Genomic DNA, 13,565 nt, shown 5'->3' on the forward strand with positions numbered 1-13,565 from the left:
AATTTATCTTTCCGCCGGTAATTTTTAAAGTCCACCCGTCGACTCACCGATCAATCCACCGAGGACTTTGAAATGACAGCTTCCACACTCCCTGACCCATCCCGCATCGCACTCATTACCGGCGGCAGCCGCGGTCTCGGCCGCAGCGCCGCGCTGGCGCTCGCCGCCGATGGCGTCGACGTGATCCTGACCTACGTGTCGAACGACGCCAGCGCGCAGGCAGTGGTGGCGGAGATCGAGGCGCAGGGGCGCCGCGCAGTCGCACTCAGGCTCGACGTCGGCGACAGCAAAACCTTCGCCGCATTCGCGGATTCGGTGAAGGCGGCGCTGGCTGCCACCTGGCAGCGCGAGCGCTTCGATTTCCTGGTGAACAACGCCGGCGTGGGCCTGCACGCGAACTTCGAGGACACGACAGAAGCACAGTTCGACATGCTCTACAACGTGCACTTCAAGGGCACGTACTTCCTCACGCAGAAGCTGCTGCCGCTCATCAACGACGGTGGGCGCATCGTCAACGTGTCGTCGGGTCTCACGCGGTTTTCCATGGCGGGCGCGTCCGCCTACGCCGCGATGAAGGGCGGCGTGGAAACGCTCACGCGCTACCTCGCGAAGGAACTTGGCGCGCGCGGCATCGCGGCGAACACGATCGCACCGGGTGCGATCGAAACCGACTTCAGTGGAGGCATGGTGCGCGACAACCCGCAGGTGAACGCGATGGTCGCCGGTTTCACCGCGCTGGGACGCGCGGGCCAGCCGGACGATATCGGCGGCGCGATCGCGGGCTTGCTGGGGGAGGGCAATCGCTGGGTGAATGCCCAGCGCATCGAAGTGTCGGGAGGGATGCTGGTCTGAGCACGCGGCCCACCCAGCGGGTTTCGCTCAGGTCTTCTCGAGCTCGCTCACTTGCAGCGACAGGTCGAACAGCTTCGACTTGCTTGCGTAATAGCGGTCGAGCCGCCATTCCTTCAGGATGTCCATGGCGAGCTCGAAGCTCTTGTAGTCGAGGCTGTAGAGCGTGACCAGTTCGAAGCTGCGTTCGGATTCGAGCGCCAACACGAGCTGGGCCAGGATCTTGGCCGATTCGTTGGCCGGGTCCGTTTCTATGAATCGGCGAGCGACCTTGATGGCATTCATGGGAAAGAGTTCCTCGGTAGGCAGAGACCGAGAACTATAGCTAGCACGCTGCCGTGATTTATGACAGTCGTGTGACAAACGGGGTCATCGCATCACGCTTGCGCGTGGCCTGTGCGGCGCAGTATGCAGCCCGCCGCCCGCATGAACGTGGGCGACGGGTGCGTGGATTGGCTCAGTGCTTCAGCGGGCGGGCGCAGGCATGGGCATGGGAGCCGGCATCGGCTCCATAGGTGCGATTGGCGTCATCGGAGCAATGGCCGGCGCGGGAACGCGTGAAGGTGCGGGCATCGGGGCCGGCATCACGGCGGGCGCGGGCATGACGACGGTGGTGACCGACTCGCGGATCACGCCGCCGCCCATCACGCTGCCATCGACGGCGCCGCGGGTGTTGCCGCTGCCGCCAAGCACGCGTGCTTCGCAGTCGGCTCGATCGGCCGGCGGCTGGAGTCCGCAGCGCGCGAGCGCATTGCGCTGGTAGTCGGGCGCGCTGGTCAGCCCGCCGCGCGCAGCTTCCTGACGTGCGGCGCCGGCCTCGCGAATGCAGGCCGCGCGGTCTTGCTGGTTGTGTCCGCAGACCGAGACTTCCTGCTGATAGGTGGAATCGCCGCGGCGCGGCTGGGCCGCGGCCGATGTAGCGGCGGCAATACCGCCCACGGCTATCAGGGCGGCAATCATCGAACGGGTGGTGTTGTTCATGGTGGGCTCCTTGGAGTGACCTGATGAAACATAGAACTGTTGGACAAGACAGGCCGCGTCGGGGTTCCGTGCGGCCCGTGCTCGGCGCTTCAGCGCGTGGGTGCGGCGGGTTGCGCCGGCAACGGCGTCACGGTTTCGCGGATGACCCCGCCGCCCATCACGCTGCCTTCGGTGCTCGTGCGTGCACCGCCCTGCAGGCGGGCTTCGCAATCGGCGCGGTCGGCGACGGGCTGTTCGCGGCAACGCGCCATGGCGTTGGCGTCATAGCGGCCAGGGGTGGCGCTCGTAAGACCGTCGCGGCCTGCTTCCTGGCGCGCGGCGCCAGCTTCGCGCAGGCATGCCGCGCGGTCTTGCTGCACGCCGTCGCAGGTGGCGCGCTCCTGCTGTGCGCGCGCGGCGGTCCCTGGCGCCTGCGCCTGTGCCGACGCCATGCCGAATAGGAGGAAACCGCTTGCTGCAAAAAGCGCGGCAGCAGAAAGGGTGGAACGAACTGTTGTTGTCATCGGGTGCTCCTGGTTAGGGCGCGCCCTCCGAAAGCGCGACCGGAACAGCAGTGTGGTCCGGTGCACTCTTCCGGGGTGTGGGACTGCATAGACAGCAGACCCGGCCAGACTCGCCGATGCGTGTGGGACGTGTCCGGCAACGAATCCGGCACAGCGGGCCGGCATTGGCCGGCCTGCCGTGCGTTCGTTCAGCCCGCCGCGATGCGTTGCGCCAGGTGCGCGAGCGCTTCCTCGACCTGGTCGACCAGGATCAGCGACAGATCGCCCGGTTGCAGGCGTGCAAGCGCGGTATCGATGGCGACGAACTCGCCGCGGATCTCGTCGATGTAGCGCGTGCGTGACGCGCCCTGCAGGCCCTGGCGCAGCAGCGCCATCACCTCGCCGTCGGCACGGCCGCGCTGGGCCGCATCCTGGTAGAGGATCACGTCGTCGAAAGCCTGGCCCAGGATGGCGGTCTGGTCGCGGATGTCGGAATCGCGCCGGTCGCCCGCGCCGCTGATCACCACCGAGCGCTTGTTGGCCGGCATGGTGTCCACGGCCGACACCAGCGCGCGCATGGCGTCGGTGTTGTGGCCGTAGTCGGCGATCACGGTGGCGCCGCGGTAGTCCATGACGTTGAAGCGCCCCGGCACGCCGGCCGCGTCGTTCATGAAGCTTGCGAGGCCGCTGCGAATGGTGTCCCAGTCGAGGCCCACGGCCCAGGCCGCGGCCACCGAGGCCATCACGTTGTCGACCTGGAAGCCGATGGTGCCATTGCGCGTGATCGGCACATCGCGCAGCGCGATGCGTTCGCGCCATGAGCCTTCGGCCGCAATCAGCGCGTCCTGGTCGACGTAGACGGTGCGCTTGCCTTGCGCGCGGTGCGTGGCCATGACCGGATGCTGGCGGTCGGCGGTAAAGAAGATCACGTGGCCGGGGCAGCCGGCGGCCATGGCGGCCACGTTGGGATCGGCGGCGTTGAGCACCGCATAGCCGTCGGGCGCGACGTTGCGAACGATCACGCGCTTGAGCACCGCGAGGTCTTCGACGGTGGTGATGTAGTTCAGGCCCAGGTGGTCGCCGCTGCCGATGTTGGTGACCACGGCCACCTGGCAGCGGTCGAAGCCGAGGCCTTCGCGCAGCACGCCGCCGCGCGCCACTTCGAACACGGCCGCATCCACGTCGGGATGCATGAGCACGTTGCGCGCGCTCTTGGGCCCGCTGCAGTCGCCGCTGTCGGTCTGCCGGCCGTCGACGTACACGCCGTCGGTGTTGGTCATGCCGGTGCGCAGGCCGCTCGATGCGAGCAGATGGTTGATGAGGCGCGCCGTGGTGGTCTTGCCGTTGGTGCCGGTAACGGCCACCACCGGAATGCGGCCGTCGTCGCCGGGTGCGAAGAGCGTGTCCATGACGGCCTCGCCGACTGCGCGGCCGCGGCCGAACGAGGGCGAGATGTGCATGCGCAGGCCGGGCGCGGCATTCACTTCGACCACGCCGCCATGCTGCTCTTCGAGCGGGCGCAGCACGTTTTCGCACACCATGTCGACGCCGCAGATGTGCAGGCCGACCATCTGCGCCGCATCGACCGCGCGTGCGGCCACTTCGGGGTGCACGGTGTCGGTCACGTCGGTGGCGGTGCCGCCGGTGGAAAGATTGGCGTTGTTGCGCAGCACCACGCGCTCGCCGCGCGCGGGCACGCTGTCGGGCGTGAGGCCCTGGGCCTCGAGCCGGCCGATGGCGATGTCGTCGAGGCGAATCTTGGTCAGCGAGGTGGCGTGGCCTTCGCCGCGGCGCGGGTCGAGGTTCACGGTGTCCACGAGCTGGCGCACGGTGGAGCTGCCGTCGCCGATCACGTTCGGCGGATCGCGCCGCGCGGCCGCCACGAGGCGGTCGCCCACCACCAGCAGGCGGAAGTCGAAGCCCGGCAGAAATTTCTCGACCATGACTTCGCCGTACGCCGCGGCCGATTCGTAGGCGGCCGCGAGCTGCTCTTGCGTCGTGATGTTGACGGTGACGCCTTTGCCCTGGTTGCCGTCCTGCGGCTTCACCACCACGGGCAGGCCGATTTCCATGGCCGCGGCCCAGCCGTCGCCGGCATCGGCCACGGGCCGGCCGAGCGGCACGGGCACGCCGGCTGCATTGAGCAACTGCTTGGTGAGTTCCTTGTCCTGCGCAATCGACTCGGCCACGCCGCTGGTGCTGTCGATTTCGGCCGCCTGGATGCGGCGCTGCTTGGAGCCCCAGCCGAACTGCACCAGGCTGCCGCTGGTCAAGCGGCGGTACGGAATGCCGCGCGCCACGGCGGCATCGACGATGGAGCCGGTGCTCGGGCCGAGGCGCTCGGATTCGTCGAGGTCGCGCAGTTCGGTGATGGCGGCGGTGGCGTCGAAGGGCGTGTCGGCCAGCGCGGCTGCGATCAGCTCTTCGGCCAGTGCGAGCGCGCGGCGTCCCACCGCTTCTTCGCTGTACTGGAAGGTGACCTGGTAGACGCCTTCTTCCATCGTGGGTGCGGTGTGGCCGAAATTCACGGCGCAGCCGGCCTGGGCCTGCAGCGCAACGGCGGCATTTTCGAGCACATGCGCGAGCGCCAGCGGCTGGCCCAGCACCATCGGGTGCAGTTCGCCGATGGTGGGAAAGCGCGCACGCAAACGGGCTTCGAAGCCCGGCAGCCGGCTGATGGCGTTTTCATCGCCTTCGCAGGCAACGACCGCTTCGATGGCGGTGTGGCGGCTCCAGAGATTGGGGCCGCGCAGGGCGCGGATGCGGGTGACTTTCATGGGGCGACGCGGTTCGGTTGGACGATGGGGGCCGCCTCGCTCGGGGGGAGTCGGGGCGGCGGTGCGCATCAGGCAAATTGTTGTTGTTGGGACGAAAGCGGCTGGGTCTGCGAGAGCTGCAGCGAGGCCAGCGCCGCTTGCAGGTCGGCTTCGAAAGCCTCGACGCCTGCGCCGATGAGGTTCAGCGGGATGCCCAGCGCCCAGGCCGCGGCCACGGCGGCCAGCACGCTCTCGAGGCTGACGCCCGCGTGCGTTGCGCGCCAGATGGTCAGGCGGCCGAGGCCCGGCAGGAACGATTCGCTGCTGCCGTTGGCCAGCACCACGCGGTCTTGCCGCACCAGCACGGCCTTGCCGCCGGCGGCCTGGTGCGCGCCAAGCGCTGCGGCCTGCGGATCGGCCGCATAAAGAATGACGGCACCGTCGCACAGCGGCGCGAGGCCGGCCACGCGGGGATCGCCGGCGTTTAGCACTGCCGTGCCTTCGCCGAGCACCACGTCGACCTGCGTGCGCAGCACCTTGACCAGCTGATCGCTCTCAGTGATGTCGTAGTCGGCCAGCGCTTCGGCGCCTTCGAGGTCGGTCACGATGCCGACTTCGCAGCGGTCGTAGGCCAAGCCGTCGCGCAGGATGGTTTCGGCGCCGTTCTCGATCACCACGGCTTCCACCGCGCGGTTCACGAGCAGGCGGTGGCCGGCGTCCCAGTTGGCGCTGTCGCGTGCATCGACGCGGCGGCGTTCGAGGAACAGGCCGTCACGGCAGGCAAGGCCGGTGTGGCGCCCGCCGAGGTTGATCACCCAGGCGACGAGCCGTGCGAGCACGGCGGTGTCCTTGGAGCCCGCCACGCCCACCACCGGAATGCGGCCCGGAGCGTCGTTGGGGAACAGGTGGTCGCAAATGGCGCGGCCCACCGGTCGCGGCGAGCCGACGGCCGGCTTCAGGTGCATCAAGAGGCCGGGGCCGGCATTCACTTCGACGATGGCGCCGCGCTGCGGGCCGAGCGGCTTGCCGATGTCCTGTGCCACGAGGTCGATGCCTGCAATGTCGAGCCCCACCACGCGCGCCGCCAGCACGGCGGCATGCGCCACTTCGGGGTGGACCTGGTCGGTGCAGTCGTTGGCCATGTTGCCGTTGCGCTGGATGGTGACCACGCGGCCGGCAGCCGGCACGGAAGCGCCGTCGAGTTCCTGGCGCTTGAGTTCGAGCTGCAGCTTGGCGTCGGTGGCCAGCACGATCAGGTCGAGCGGGTATTCCTCTTCGGCGCCGCGGCGCGGGTCGCTGTTGAGCTGCTTTTCGATGAGCTCGGCCACGGTGCTCTTGCCGTCGCCCGTCACGGTAATGATTTCGCCGCGCGCGGCCGCCACCACTTCGCCGCCCACCACCAGCAGGCGGTGTTCGTGGCCGCGGATGAAGCGCTCGACCATCACGTCGCTGCCTTCGGGCTCGGCGACCGCAAAAGCGGCCATGACTTCTTCGCGCGTCGTCAGTTCGAGCGACACGCCGCGGCCGTGGTTGGCGTCCGAGGGTTTCACGACCACCGGCAGGCCGATGTCCTCGGCAGCTTCCCAGGCTTCTTCGGCGCTGGCCACCACCTGGCCTTCGGGCACCGGCACGCCGCAGCTCGCGAGCAGCGACTTGGTCAGTTCCTTGTCGCTGGCAATCGATTCGCCGATGGCGCTGGTGTAGTCGGTCTCGGCGGTCCAGATGCGTTGCTGGTTGGCGCCGTAGCCCAGCTGCACCAGGTTGCCGCTGTTCAGCCGCATGTGCGGAATGCCGCGGTCGGTGGCGGCGGAGACGATGGCCGCGGTGCTCGGGCCCAGGTAGCAGTCTTCGACCTTGGCCTTGACCGCATCGACCGCCTTCTGCACGTCACCAGCGGTGAACGGGTCGTTGTTGATGGCGGCCATCAGCAGGCGGTGGCCTTCGGTGAGCGCCACCCGGGCCACCTGTTCGTCGCGCGCGCGGAACACCATGCGGTAAACGCCGTGCTCCGAGGTGCTGCGGGTTTGCCCGAAACCGGTCGGCATGCCGGCCAGGTTCAGCAGTTCGATCACCACGTGTTCGAGCACGTGGCCCGACCAGGTACCTTCGGTGAGCCGCTGGATGAAGCCGCCGCGCTCGCCCACGCCGCAGTGGTGCTCGATGAGCGCCGGCAGCAGGGTCGTCAGGCGGTCGGTAAACCCGTCGATCTTGTTGGAAGGGTAATCTTCCAGTTGGCCCAGATCGAGCCAGACTTCGAGCACCGGACGGTAGGTCCAGAGGTTGGGGCCGCGCAAATAGTTGATGCGCAGCAGGCGGATGTCGTCGAAACGGGTCATGCAAACGTTCGAGGTGCTTTGGCCGAGCACCACGGCGCCTTCAAGCGCGCCCATGGCAATCGGTCAGAATCGGCGCCCGACAAAGGACGCCATGACGCGGTCCCTGCGGCCCGCGACGGGCAAGAGTCAAAGAAACACAATGCAACATCACGATCCAGTCGGCACCCGGGAGGGCGAAACAGAGGCGGCATCAGGCGCGCTGAAAAGCCGGCTCACTGCCGCGGAAAACGTTCTGGTCACATTCCCGGTTGACCTCGACGAAGAACTTCTGTTTACGTTTGGCCTCGTCGCCTTGACCGATCGGCGGCTATTGGCGCTGCAACCGGGTGGGCAATGGTGTGAGTGGTCACTATCTGATCCATCTCTCGAACTGTATCTGAACGATCATTCGGGCGTTGGAACCCTCGATCTCGTCGGCCCCCAAGGTCGTCTGGCGCGCTGGCGTTACACATTGGCGAACCAACCCGCCGCGCTGCGGCTGCTCAAACTGTTCGGCCAGCGCGTGGATGGGACTGTCGCCGAGGCGACAGCGGAACCCGACGGCGACGACACGGCCGCCACCGATACCGAACTGCAGACGCCGCCGTCGACCTGGGTGCTGCTGCGCCTGGGCCGTTTCGCCAAGCCCTATCGCAAGCAGCTGATCACGGGTTTTTTCCTGACCCTGATTTCCACCGCGGCGACGCTGGTGCCGCCGTACCTGACCATCCCGTTGATGGACGACATCCTGATTCCGTTCCAGAACGGACAGAAGATCGATCCGTCCCGCGTGGCGCTTTATCTGAGCGGCCTGCTGGGCGCGGCGCTGGTCGGCTGGGGCCTGGGCTGGGCGCGCACCTATCTGCTGGCGCTGGTGTCGGAGCGCATCGGCGCCGATTTGCGCACCACCACGTACGAGCATCTGCTCACGCTGCCGCTCGACTATTTCGGCGGCAAGCGCACGGGCGACTTGATGGCGCGCATCGGCTCGGAAACCGACCGCATCAACGTGTTTCTCTCGCTGCACGCGCTCGACTTTGCGAACGACGTGCTGATGATCGTGATGACCGCGGTCATTCTGGTGTCCATCAACCCGCTGCTGGCGGTGGTCACCCTGGTGCCGCTGCCCTTCATCGCGTGGATGATCCACGTGGTGCGCGACCGCCTTCGCACGGGTTTCGAGAAGATCGACCGGGTGTGGTCGGAGGTCACCAACGTGCTGGCCGACACCATTCCGGGCATTCGCGTGGTCAAGGCCTTTGCGCAGGAGCGCCGCGAAGCCGAGCGCTTCCGCATTGCCAACGTCTACAACCTGCAGGTCAACGACAAGCTCAACCGCACCTGGTCGCTGTTCACGCCCACCGTTTCGCTGCTGACCGAAATCGGCCTGCTCGTGGTCTGGGGCTTCGGCATCTGGCAGGTGGCGCGCGGCAGCATTACCGTGGGTGTGCTCACCGCCTTCATTGCGTACATCGGCCGCTTCTACACGCGGCTCGATTCGATGAGCCGCATCGTCTCGGTCACGCAGAAGGCGGCGGCGGGCGCCAAGCGCATCTTCGATATCCTGGACCACGTGAGCAACGTGCCCGAGCCCGCCAACCCGGTGAAGATCGAACGCGTGCAGGGCCGCATCGAGATGAGCGGGCTGGGCTTTCGCTACGGCTCCCGCGCGGTGATCCGCGACCTCGACCTGACCATCGAGCCCGGCGAGATGATCGGCCTGGTGGGCCACAGCGGTTCGGGCAAGAGCACGCTGGTCAACCTGATCTGCCGCTTCTACGACGTGACCGATGGCGCCATCAAGGTCGACGGCACCGACATCCGCCGTTTTGCCGTGGCCGACTACCGCCGCCACGTCGGCCTGGTGCTGCAGGAGCCGTTCCTGTTCTTCGGCACCATCGCGCAGAACATCGCCTACGGCAAGCCCGATGCCACGCGCGAAGAAATCGTGGCCGCCGCACGCGCCGCGCATGCGCACGATTTCATCCTGCGCCTGCCGCACGGCTACGACTCGCTCGTGGGCGAGCGCGGCCAAGGCCTTTCGGGCGGCGAGCGCCAGCGCATCAGCATTGCGCGCGCGCTGTTGATCGACCCTCGCATCCTGATCCTCGACGAAGCCACGTCGGCCGTGGACACCGAAACCGAAAAAGAAATCCAGAAGGCGCTCGACAATCTCGTGCAGGGCCGCACGACCATTGCCATTGCGCACCGCCTGTCGACGCTGCGCAAGGCCGACCGGCTGGTGGTGATGGACCGCGGCGAGGTGGTCGAGGTCGGTCCGCACGACGACCTGATGGCGAAGCAGGGCGCCTACTGGCGGCTCTACCAGGCGCAGCTGCGCCAGGCGGACGACGATGCGAGCGAAGGCGCGGTGGACGAACGCGCGGGCGCCCAGCTGCCGCTGATCAGCCATGCAGCGCATCCGGCGGGAGACGCGTGATGAACGGGAACACCTCCATCCCTTCCTTCAGCCTCGAGCGCGATGCCTTCGGCCGCCTGGTGCTGACCGATGCCGAGGGCGAGCGCCACGTGGGCGTGACACCCGTGCGCGCCTTTCCGCTCAGCGCTCCCGGCGAGGGCGTGTCGCTGGTCGGCAGCGAGGGCCGCGAACTGGTCTGGATCGATCGCGTCGAAACCTTGGCGCCGGAGACGCGTGCATTGCTGGAGCAAGAGCTGGCAGTGCGCGACTTCGCGCCCACGCTGCTCAAGCTGCACGGCGTCTCGAGCTTCGGCGTGCCCAGCACCTGGACCGTGAGCACCGACCGCGGTGAAACCACCTTCGTGCTCAAGGCCGAGGAAGACATCCGCCGGCTCGAAGGCGGCGCGTTGCTGATTGCCAGCGCGCACGGCGTGCAGTTCCGCATTCCCGACGTGAAGGCGCTCGACCGCCCCTCGCGCAAGCTGCTCGAGCGCTTTCTCTAGCAGGCTGCGAAAATCGGGGCTTTTGAACCCGCAACGGCCCGCCGCCTTCGAAGAGAAATGCCCCTGCACACCACCGCCCTCGTCCTGTTCTCCGGTGGCCAGGACTCGACCACCTGCCTCGCGGAAGCGCTCTCCAAGTACCAGCGCGTCGAGACGCTGGGCTTCGACTACGGCCAGCGGCACCGCGTCGAACTCGACGTGCGCGGCACCATCCTGTCGAAGCTGCGCGAGCGCTTTCCAGACTGGGCGCCGCGCCTGGGCGAAGACCACCTGCTTACGCTCGCCGCGCTGGCGCAGCTCGGCGGCTCCTCGCTGACGGAAGAGGTTGCGTTCGAAATGCAGGCCGACGGCCTGCCCAACACCTTTGTGCCCGGCCGCAACCTGCTGTTCCTCACGCTTGCCGGTGCGCTGGCCTACCGGCGCGGCCTGCAGGTGATCGTCACCGGCGTCTGCGAAACCGATTTTTCGGGCTACCCCGACTGCCGCGACGACACCATGAAGGCCATGCAGCTCGCGCTCTCGCTCGGGCTGGAACGCCGCCTCGTCATCGAAACGCCGCTGATGTGGATCGACAAGGCCGAAACCTGGCAGATGGCGCACCGCCTGGGCGGCGAGCCGCTGGTCGACCTGATCGTGGAAGAGACCCACACCTGCTACCTCGGCGACCGCGAGCATCGGCAGGCCTGGGGCTATGGCTGCGGCGAGTGCCCCGCTTGCGACTTGCGCAAGAAGGGGTGGGAGCGCTACGCGGCGGCGCCGCCTGCTGCTGTCACCTCCACGCGATAGCGCGCGGCGGCGCCCTCGGGCTCCGGCACCAGCGTCCAGCGCTGGGTGTGAAACTCGCCCACGGCCGCGCGGTGCGCAATCGACACCATCGCGCCGCCCCGGTTTCGCACCATTTCAGAAAGCCGCTGATAAAGCGCGCGCTCGGCCGGCGCGTCGAGCGCGCTGCTGATCTCATCGGCGAAGACCCAGCGCGGCTTCTTCAGCAGCACGCGCGCTATCGCAAGCCGCTGCTGTTCACCGCCCGAGAGCTTCTGGCTCCAGGCGTCGCTGTCGTCCAGCCGGGCGGCCAAGTCAGGCAGCAGCGCGTCGGCCAGCGCCTGGCGCAGCTCGGCGTCGCTGTACTTGCCGGCATCTTCGGGATAGGCCAGCGCCTGGCGCAGCGGGCCGTTGGGCACGTAGGGCCGCTGCGGCAAGAACATCGCGTCCGCCGGCACCTGTACCTTGCCGCTTCCGAACGGCCAGATGCCCGCGAAGGCGCGGAACAGCGTGGACTTGCCGCTGCCCGAGGGGCCCTGCACCAGCACGCTGTCGCCGGCCGCGGCCGAAAGCGCTGCATTCGCGAGCAGCGGCTTGCTGCCACCCGGCAGGCTCAGCGAAAGGCCGTCGGTGCGCAGCACTTCTGCATCGCTGCGTTCGAAGGCGTTCGTTTTCTCGGCATGCGCACGGATCGCGTCGTCGAAGCTTGTAAGGCGGTCGGCTGTCGCGCGCCACGAAGCCACGTTGTCGTAGTTGTCGACGAACCAGCTCAGCGCGTCTTGCACCTTGCCGAAGGCCGACGAGATCTGCATCAGTTGCCCCAGCTGGATTGCGCCGCTGAAGAAGCGTGGTGCCGCCACCACGAACGGGAAGATCACTGCCGCCTGGCCAAAAAAGGCGGTGAAGGTCACGAGGTTCTTCTGCTGCTTGATGAGCGCGAGATAGTTGCGCAGCACCGCGCCAAAACGCAGGTCGAGCTGCCCGCGTTCCACCGTCTCTCCCCGATCGAGGGCGATTGCCTCGCTGTACTCGCGCACGCGCACCAGGTGGTGCCGGAAGTCGGCCTCGAAGCGTTGTTGGCGGAAGTTCAGCCCGATCAGCGGCCGGCCGATGTAGTGGGTGATCACCGTGCCGACCACGCAGTAGACAAGTGCGAGCCAGACCATCGAGCCGGCAATCTCGTAGGTACTGCCGCCGATCGGCAGCGCCGTGGTGCCCGACAGGCCCCAGAGAATGCCCACGAAGCTGATCAGCGTGACCACGGCGTTCAGCAGCCCCATCGAGAGCGTCATGGTCGCGGCCGTGAAGAGCTGCATGTCTTCCTGAATACGTTGATCCGGATTGTCGGGCGTGGCGTTGTCGCTCTTGGCATAGCGTGCGAGTTCCAGCTCGTAGAACGTGCGGTTGGCCATCCAGCGGCCGAGATAGTTGCGCGTGATCCAGGCGCGCCAGCGCAACTGCAGCAACTGGGTCACGTAGAACTTGAGCACCTGCAGCGCGATATTGAAGAAGGCCAGTACGCAGAACACGCGGACTTCGCGCCAGAACACGGCCGCGTCCTTGTTCTGCAGGCCGTCGTAGAAGCGCCCATACCACTGGTTGAAGAGCACCAGCGCATAAACGTAGGCCAGGTTGAGCGCGACGATGGCCGCGAACATGATCCGCGCGCGCCACTTCTCCTCCGACCGGAAGTAGGGGGCCGCGAGCGTTAAAACGCGGCGCAGTACCTGGACGAAGGTTTTGGCGCGTTCGTTGACGGAAGGAGACATGCGGGGCTTTCCTCGAAGGCGCTTGCGCGCGGAGATCTTGAGGAAGCCATCCTAGACAAATTTCTTAAGCCGGCCTGAAGATCGCGCCCCCAGGCCGGCGATGCCGCGTGCCTCAGCGCAGCATGACCCGCGCCGCAGTCTGCAGAAAGTGCTTGAGCGGCGGCGTCTCGAGTCCGGCCACCTTGGCCTCTTCGTCCCAGAGCCGCAGCCGGATTGAGTCGCCCGACCAGGGATGGTCGGCAAAGCGCCGGACAGCTTCGGCGCTCATCGGCCCGCCCTGCAGTGCCAGGCTGCGCACCGAATCGGGGGAAAGCCGCGCGAAGTAGTCGGGGCGGGTTGCACAAAGGTAGCGCTTGGCGTCCACGTGCAGGCGGATCGGCTCGCGCACCTCCAGCCCGAAGGCGCCGCGCAGCACCGGCATGGCAATGTACTGGTGGCGGTCGTCGATGCCCAGTTCGGTGGGCGAGCGCGAGAGCGTCTGGTGCTCTGCGATCAGCAGGTGGCCGAGGTCATGCAGCAGCGAGGCCGTGACCAGCGCATCGTCCGCACCGGCCTGCTCGGCCAGCCAGGCGCATTGCAGCGCATGTTCGAGCTGCGACACCGGCTCGCCCGCATAGGCGACCCCGCCCCGTTCGGCGAACAGGCGGGCGATCTCGGCGAGGTCGAGTGTCATGGCTCTGAAACAAAAGACGGAAAGCGCAGGCGGCAGTGCGCCAGCATCGTGCATTG

11 protein-coding genes are annotated in these 13,565 nt (G+C 67.4%); 4 read left to right on the plus strand and 7 right to left on the minus strand.

Annotated elements, in window-relative coordinates; genetic code table 11:
• Positions 1-72: 72 nt before the first annotated feature.
• A complete protein-coding gene (locus tag ABIC94_RS24210; RefSeq protein WP_354375535.1) occupies positions 73-852 on the plus strand; it encodes an SDR family NAD(P)-dependent oxidoreductase in 780 nt (259 codons plus the stop codon).
• Between the two features lie 27 nt (positions 853-879).
• Here ABIC94_RS24210 and ABIC94_RS24215 read toward each other — a convergent pair whose 3' ends face one another.
• From ABIC94_RS24215 to cphA (ABIC94_RS24235), 5 genes are all read right to left on the minus strand, one after another.
• Positions 880-1,134: a hypothetical protein gene (locus tag ABIC94_RS24215; RefSeq protein WP_354375537.1), complete on the minus strand. Its 255-nt coding sequence runs from the start codon at positions 1,132-1,134 to the stop codon at positions 880-882.
• Between the two features lie 180 nt (positions 1,135-1,314).
• Entirely contained in the window at positions 1,315-1,830 is a 516-nt protein-coding gene (locus ABIC94_RS24220) for a hypothetical protein (protein ID WP_354375538.1), read from the minus strand.
• A gap of 89 nt (positions 1,831-1,919) precedes the next feature.
• Complete coding sequence (locus ABIC94_RS24225; RefSeq protein ID WP_354375539.1) at positions 1,920-2,333, minus strand: hypothetical protein; 414 nt, start codon at positions 2,331-2,333, stop codon at positions 1,920-1,922.
• 188 nt (positions 2,334-2,521) lie between these two features.
• Positions 2,522-5,089, minus strand: a complete 2,568-nt coding sequence (gene cphA, locus ABIC94_RS24230) for a cyanophycin synthetase (RefSeq protein ID WP_354375541.1) — start codon at positions 5,087-5,089, stop codon at positions 2,522-2,524.
• Between the two features lie 68 nt (positions 5,090-5,157).
• On the minus strand, positions 5,158-7,404 hold the full coding sequence (gene cphA / locus ABIC94_RS24235) for a cyanophycin synthetase (RefSeq protein ID WP_354375542.1): 2,247 nt from the start codon (positions 7,402-7,404) through the stop codon (positions 5,158-5,160).
• Positions 7,405-7,543: 139 nt separating this feature from the next.
• Between cphA (ABIC94_RS24235) and ABIC94_RS24240 the strand changes: the two genes are divergently transcribed.
• Genes ABIC94_RS24240 through queC form a run of 3 tightly spaced genes read left to right on the plus strand, consistent with a single transcriptional unit; the run spans position 7,544 to position 11,091 of the window.
• Complete coding sequence (locus tag ABIC94_RS24240) at positions 7,544-9,823, plus strand: ABC transporter ATP-binding protein (RefSeq protein ID WP_354375543.1); 2,280 nt, start codon at positions 7,544-7,546, stop codon at positions 9,821-9,823.
• Positions 9,823-10,305 carry a DUF1854 domain-containing protein gene (locus ABIC94_RS24245; protein ID WP_354375544.1) on the plus strand — a complete coding sequence of 161 codons (483 nt, stop codon included), beginning with the start codon at positions 9,823-9,825 and terminating at the stop codon, positions 10,303-10,305. Before ABIC94_RS24240 ends, ABIC94_RS24245 begins: the two co-directional genes overlap by 1 nt.
• Before the next feature lie 57 nt (positions 10,306-10,362).
• Complete coding sequence (gene queC / locus ABIC94_RS24250) at positions 10,363-11,091, plus strand: 7-cyano-7-deazaguanine synthase QueC (protein WP_354375545.1); 729 nt, start codon at positions 10,363-10,365, stop codon at positions 11,089-11,091.
• On the opposite strand, the gene ABIC94_RS24255 is transcribed toward queC, so the two are convergent.
• Positions 11,049-12,836, minus strand: coding sequence for an ABC transporter ATP-binding protein/permease (locus ABIC94_RS24255; RefSeq protein WP_354375546.1), 1,788 nt, complete (start codon positions 12,834-12,836; stop codon positions 11,049-11,051). The two genes, queC and ABIC94_RS24255, sit on opposite strands and share 43 nt — an antisense overlap.
• Before the next feature lie 112 nt (positions 12,837-12,948).
• Positions 12,949-13,509 carry a phosphonate degradation HD-domain oxygenase gene (locus ABIC94_RS24260; protein ID WP_354375547.1) on the minus strand — a complete coding sequence of 187 codons (561 nt, stop codon included), beginning with the start codon at positions 13,507-13,509 and terminating at the stop codon, positions 12,949-12,951.
• Between the last annotated feature and the right edge of the window lie 56 nt (positions 13,510-13,565).

Source organism: Variovorax paradoxus (assembly GCF_040544635.1).
Taxonomy (GTDB): Bacteria; Pseudomonadota; Gammaproteobacteria; order Burkholderiales; family Burkholderiaceae_C; genus Variovorax; species Variovorax paradoxus_R.

Coding starts and splice junctions, on each gene's coding strand:
- ABIC94_RS24245 (WP_354375544.1), top strand. CDS start 9,823: ATGAACGGGAACACCTCCATCCCTTCCTTCAGCCTCGAGCGCGATGCC.
- ABIC94_RS24255 (WP_354375546.1), bottom strand. CDS start 12,836: ATGTCTCCTTCCGTCAACGAACGCGCCAAAACCTTCGTCCAGGTACTG.
- ABIC94_RS24225 (WP_354375539.1), bottom strand. CDS start 2,333: ATGACAACAACAGTTCGTTCCACCCTTTCTGCTGCCGCGCTTTTTGCA.
- cphA (WP_354375541.1), bottom strand. CDS start 5,089: ATGAAAGTCACCCGCATCCGCGCCCTGCGCGGCCCCAATCTCTGGAGC.
- ABIC94_RS24215 (WP_354375537.1), bottom strand. CDS start 1,134: ATGAATGCCATCAAGGTCGCTCGCCGATTCATAGAAACGGACCCGGCC.
- ABIC94_RS24210 (WP_354375535.1), top strand. CDS start 73: ATGACAGCTTCCACACTCCCTGACCCATCCCGCATCGCACTCATTACC.
- ABIC94_RS24240 (WP_354375543.1), top strand. CDS start 7,544: ATGCAACATCACGATCCAGTCGGCACCCGGGAGGGCGAAACAGAGGCG.
- queC (WP_354375545.1), top strand. CDS start 10,363: ATGCCCCTGCACACCACCGCCCTCGTCCTGTTCTCCGGTGGCCAGGAC.
- ABIC94_RS24260 (WP_354375547.1), bottom strand. CDS start 13,509: ATGACACTCGACCTCGCCGAGATCGCCCGCCTGTTCGCCGAACGGGGC.
- ABIC94_RS24220 (WP_354375538.1), bottom strand. CDS start 1,830: ATGAACAACACCACCCGTTCGATGATTGCCGCCCTGATAGCCGTGGGC.
- cphA (WP_354375542.1), bottom strand. CDS start 7,404: ATGACCCGTTTCGACGACATCCGCCTGCTGCGCATCAACTATTTGCGC.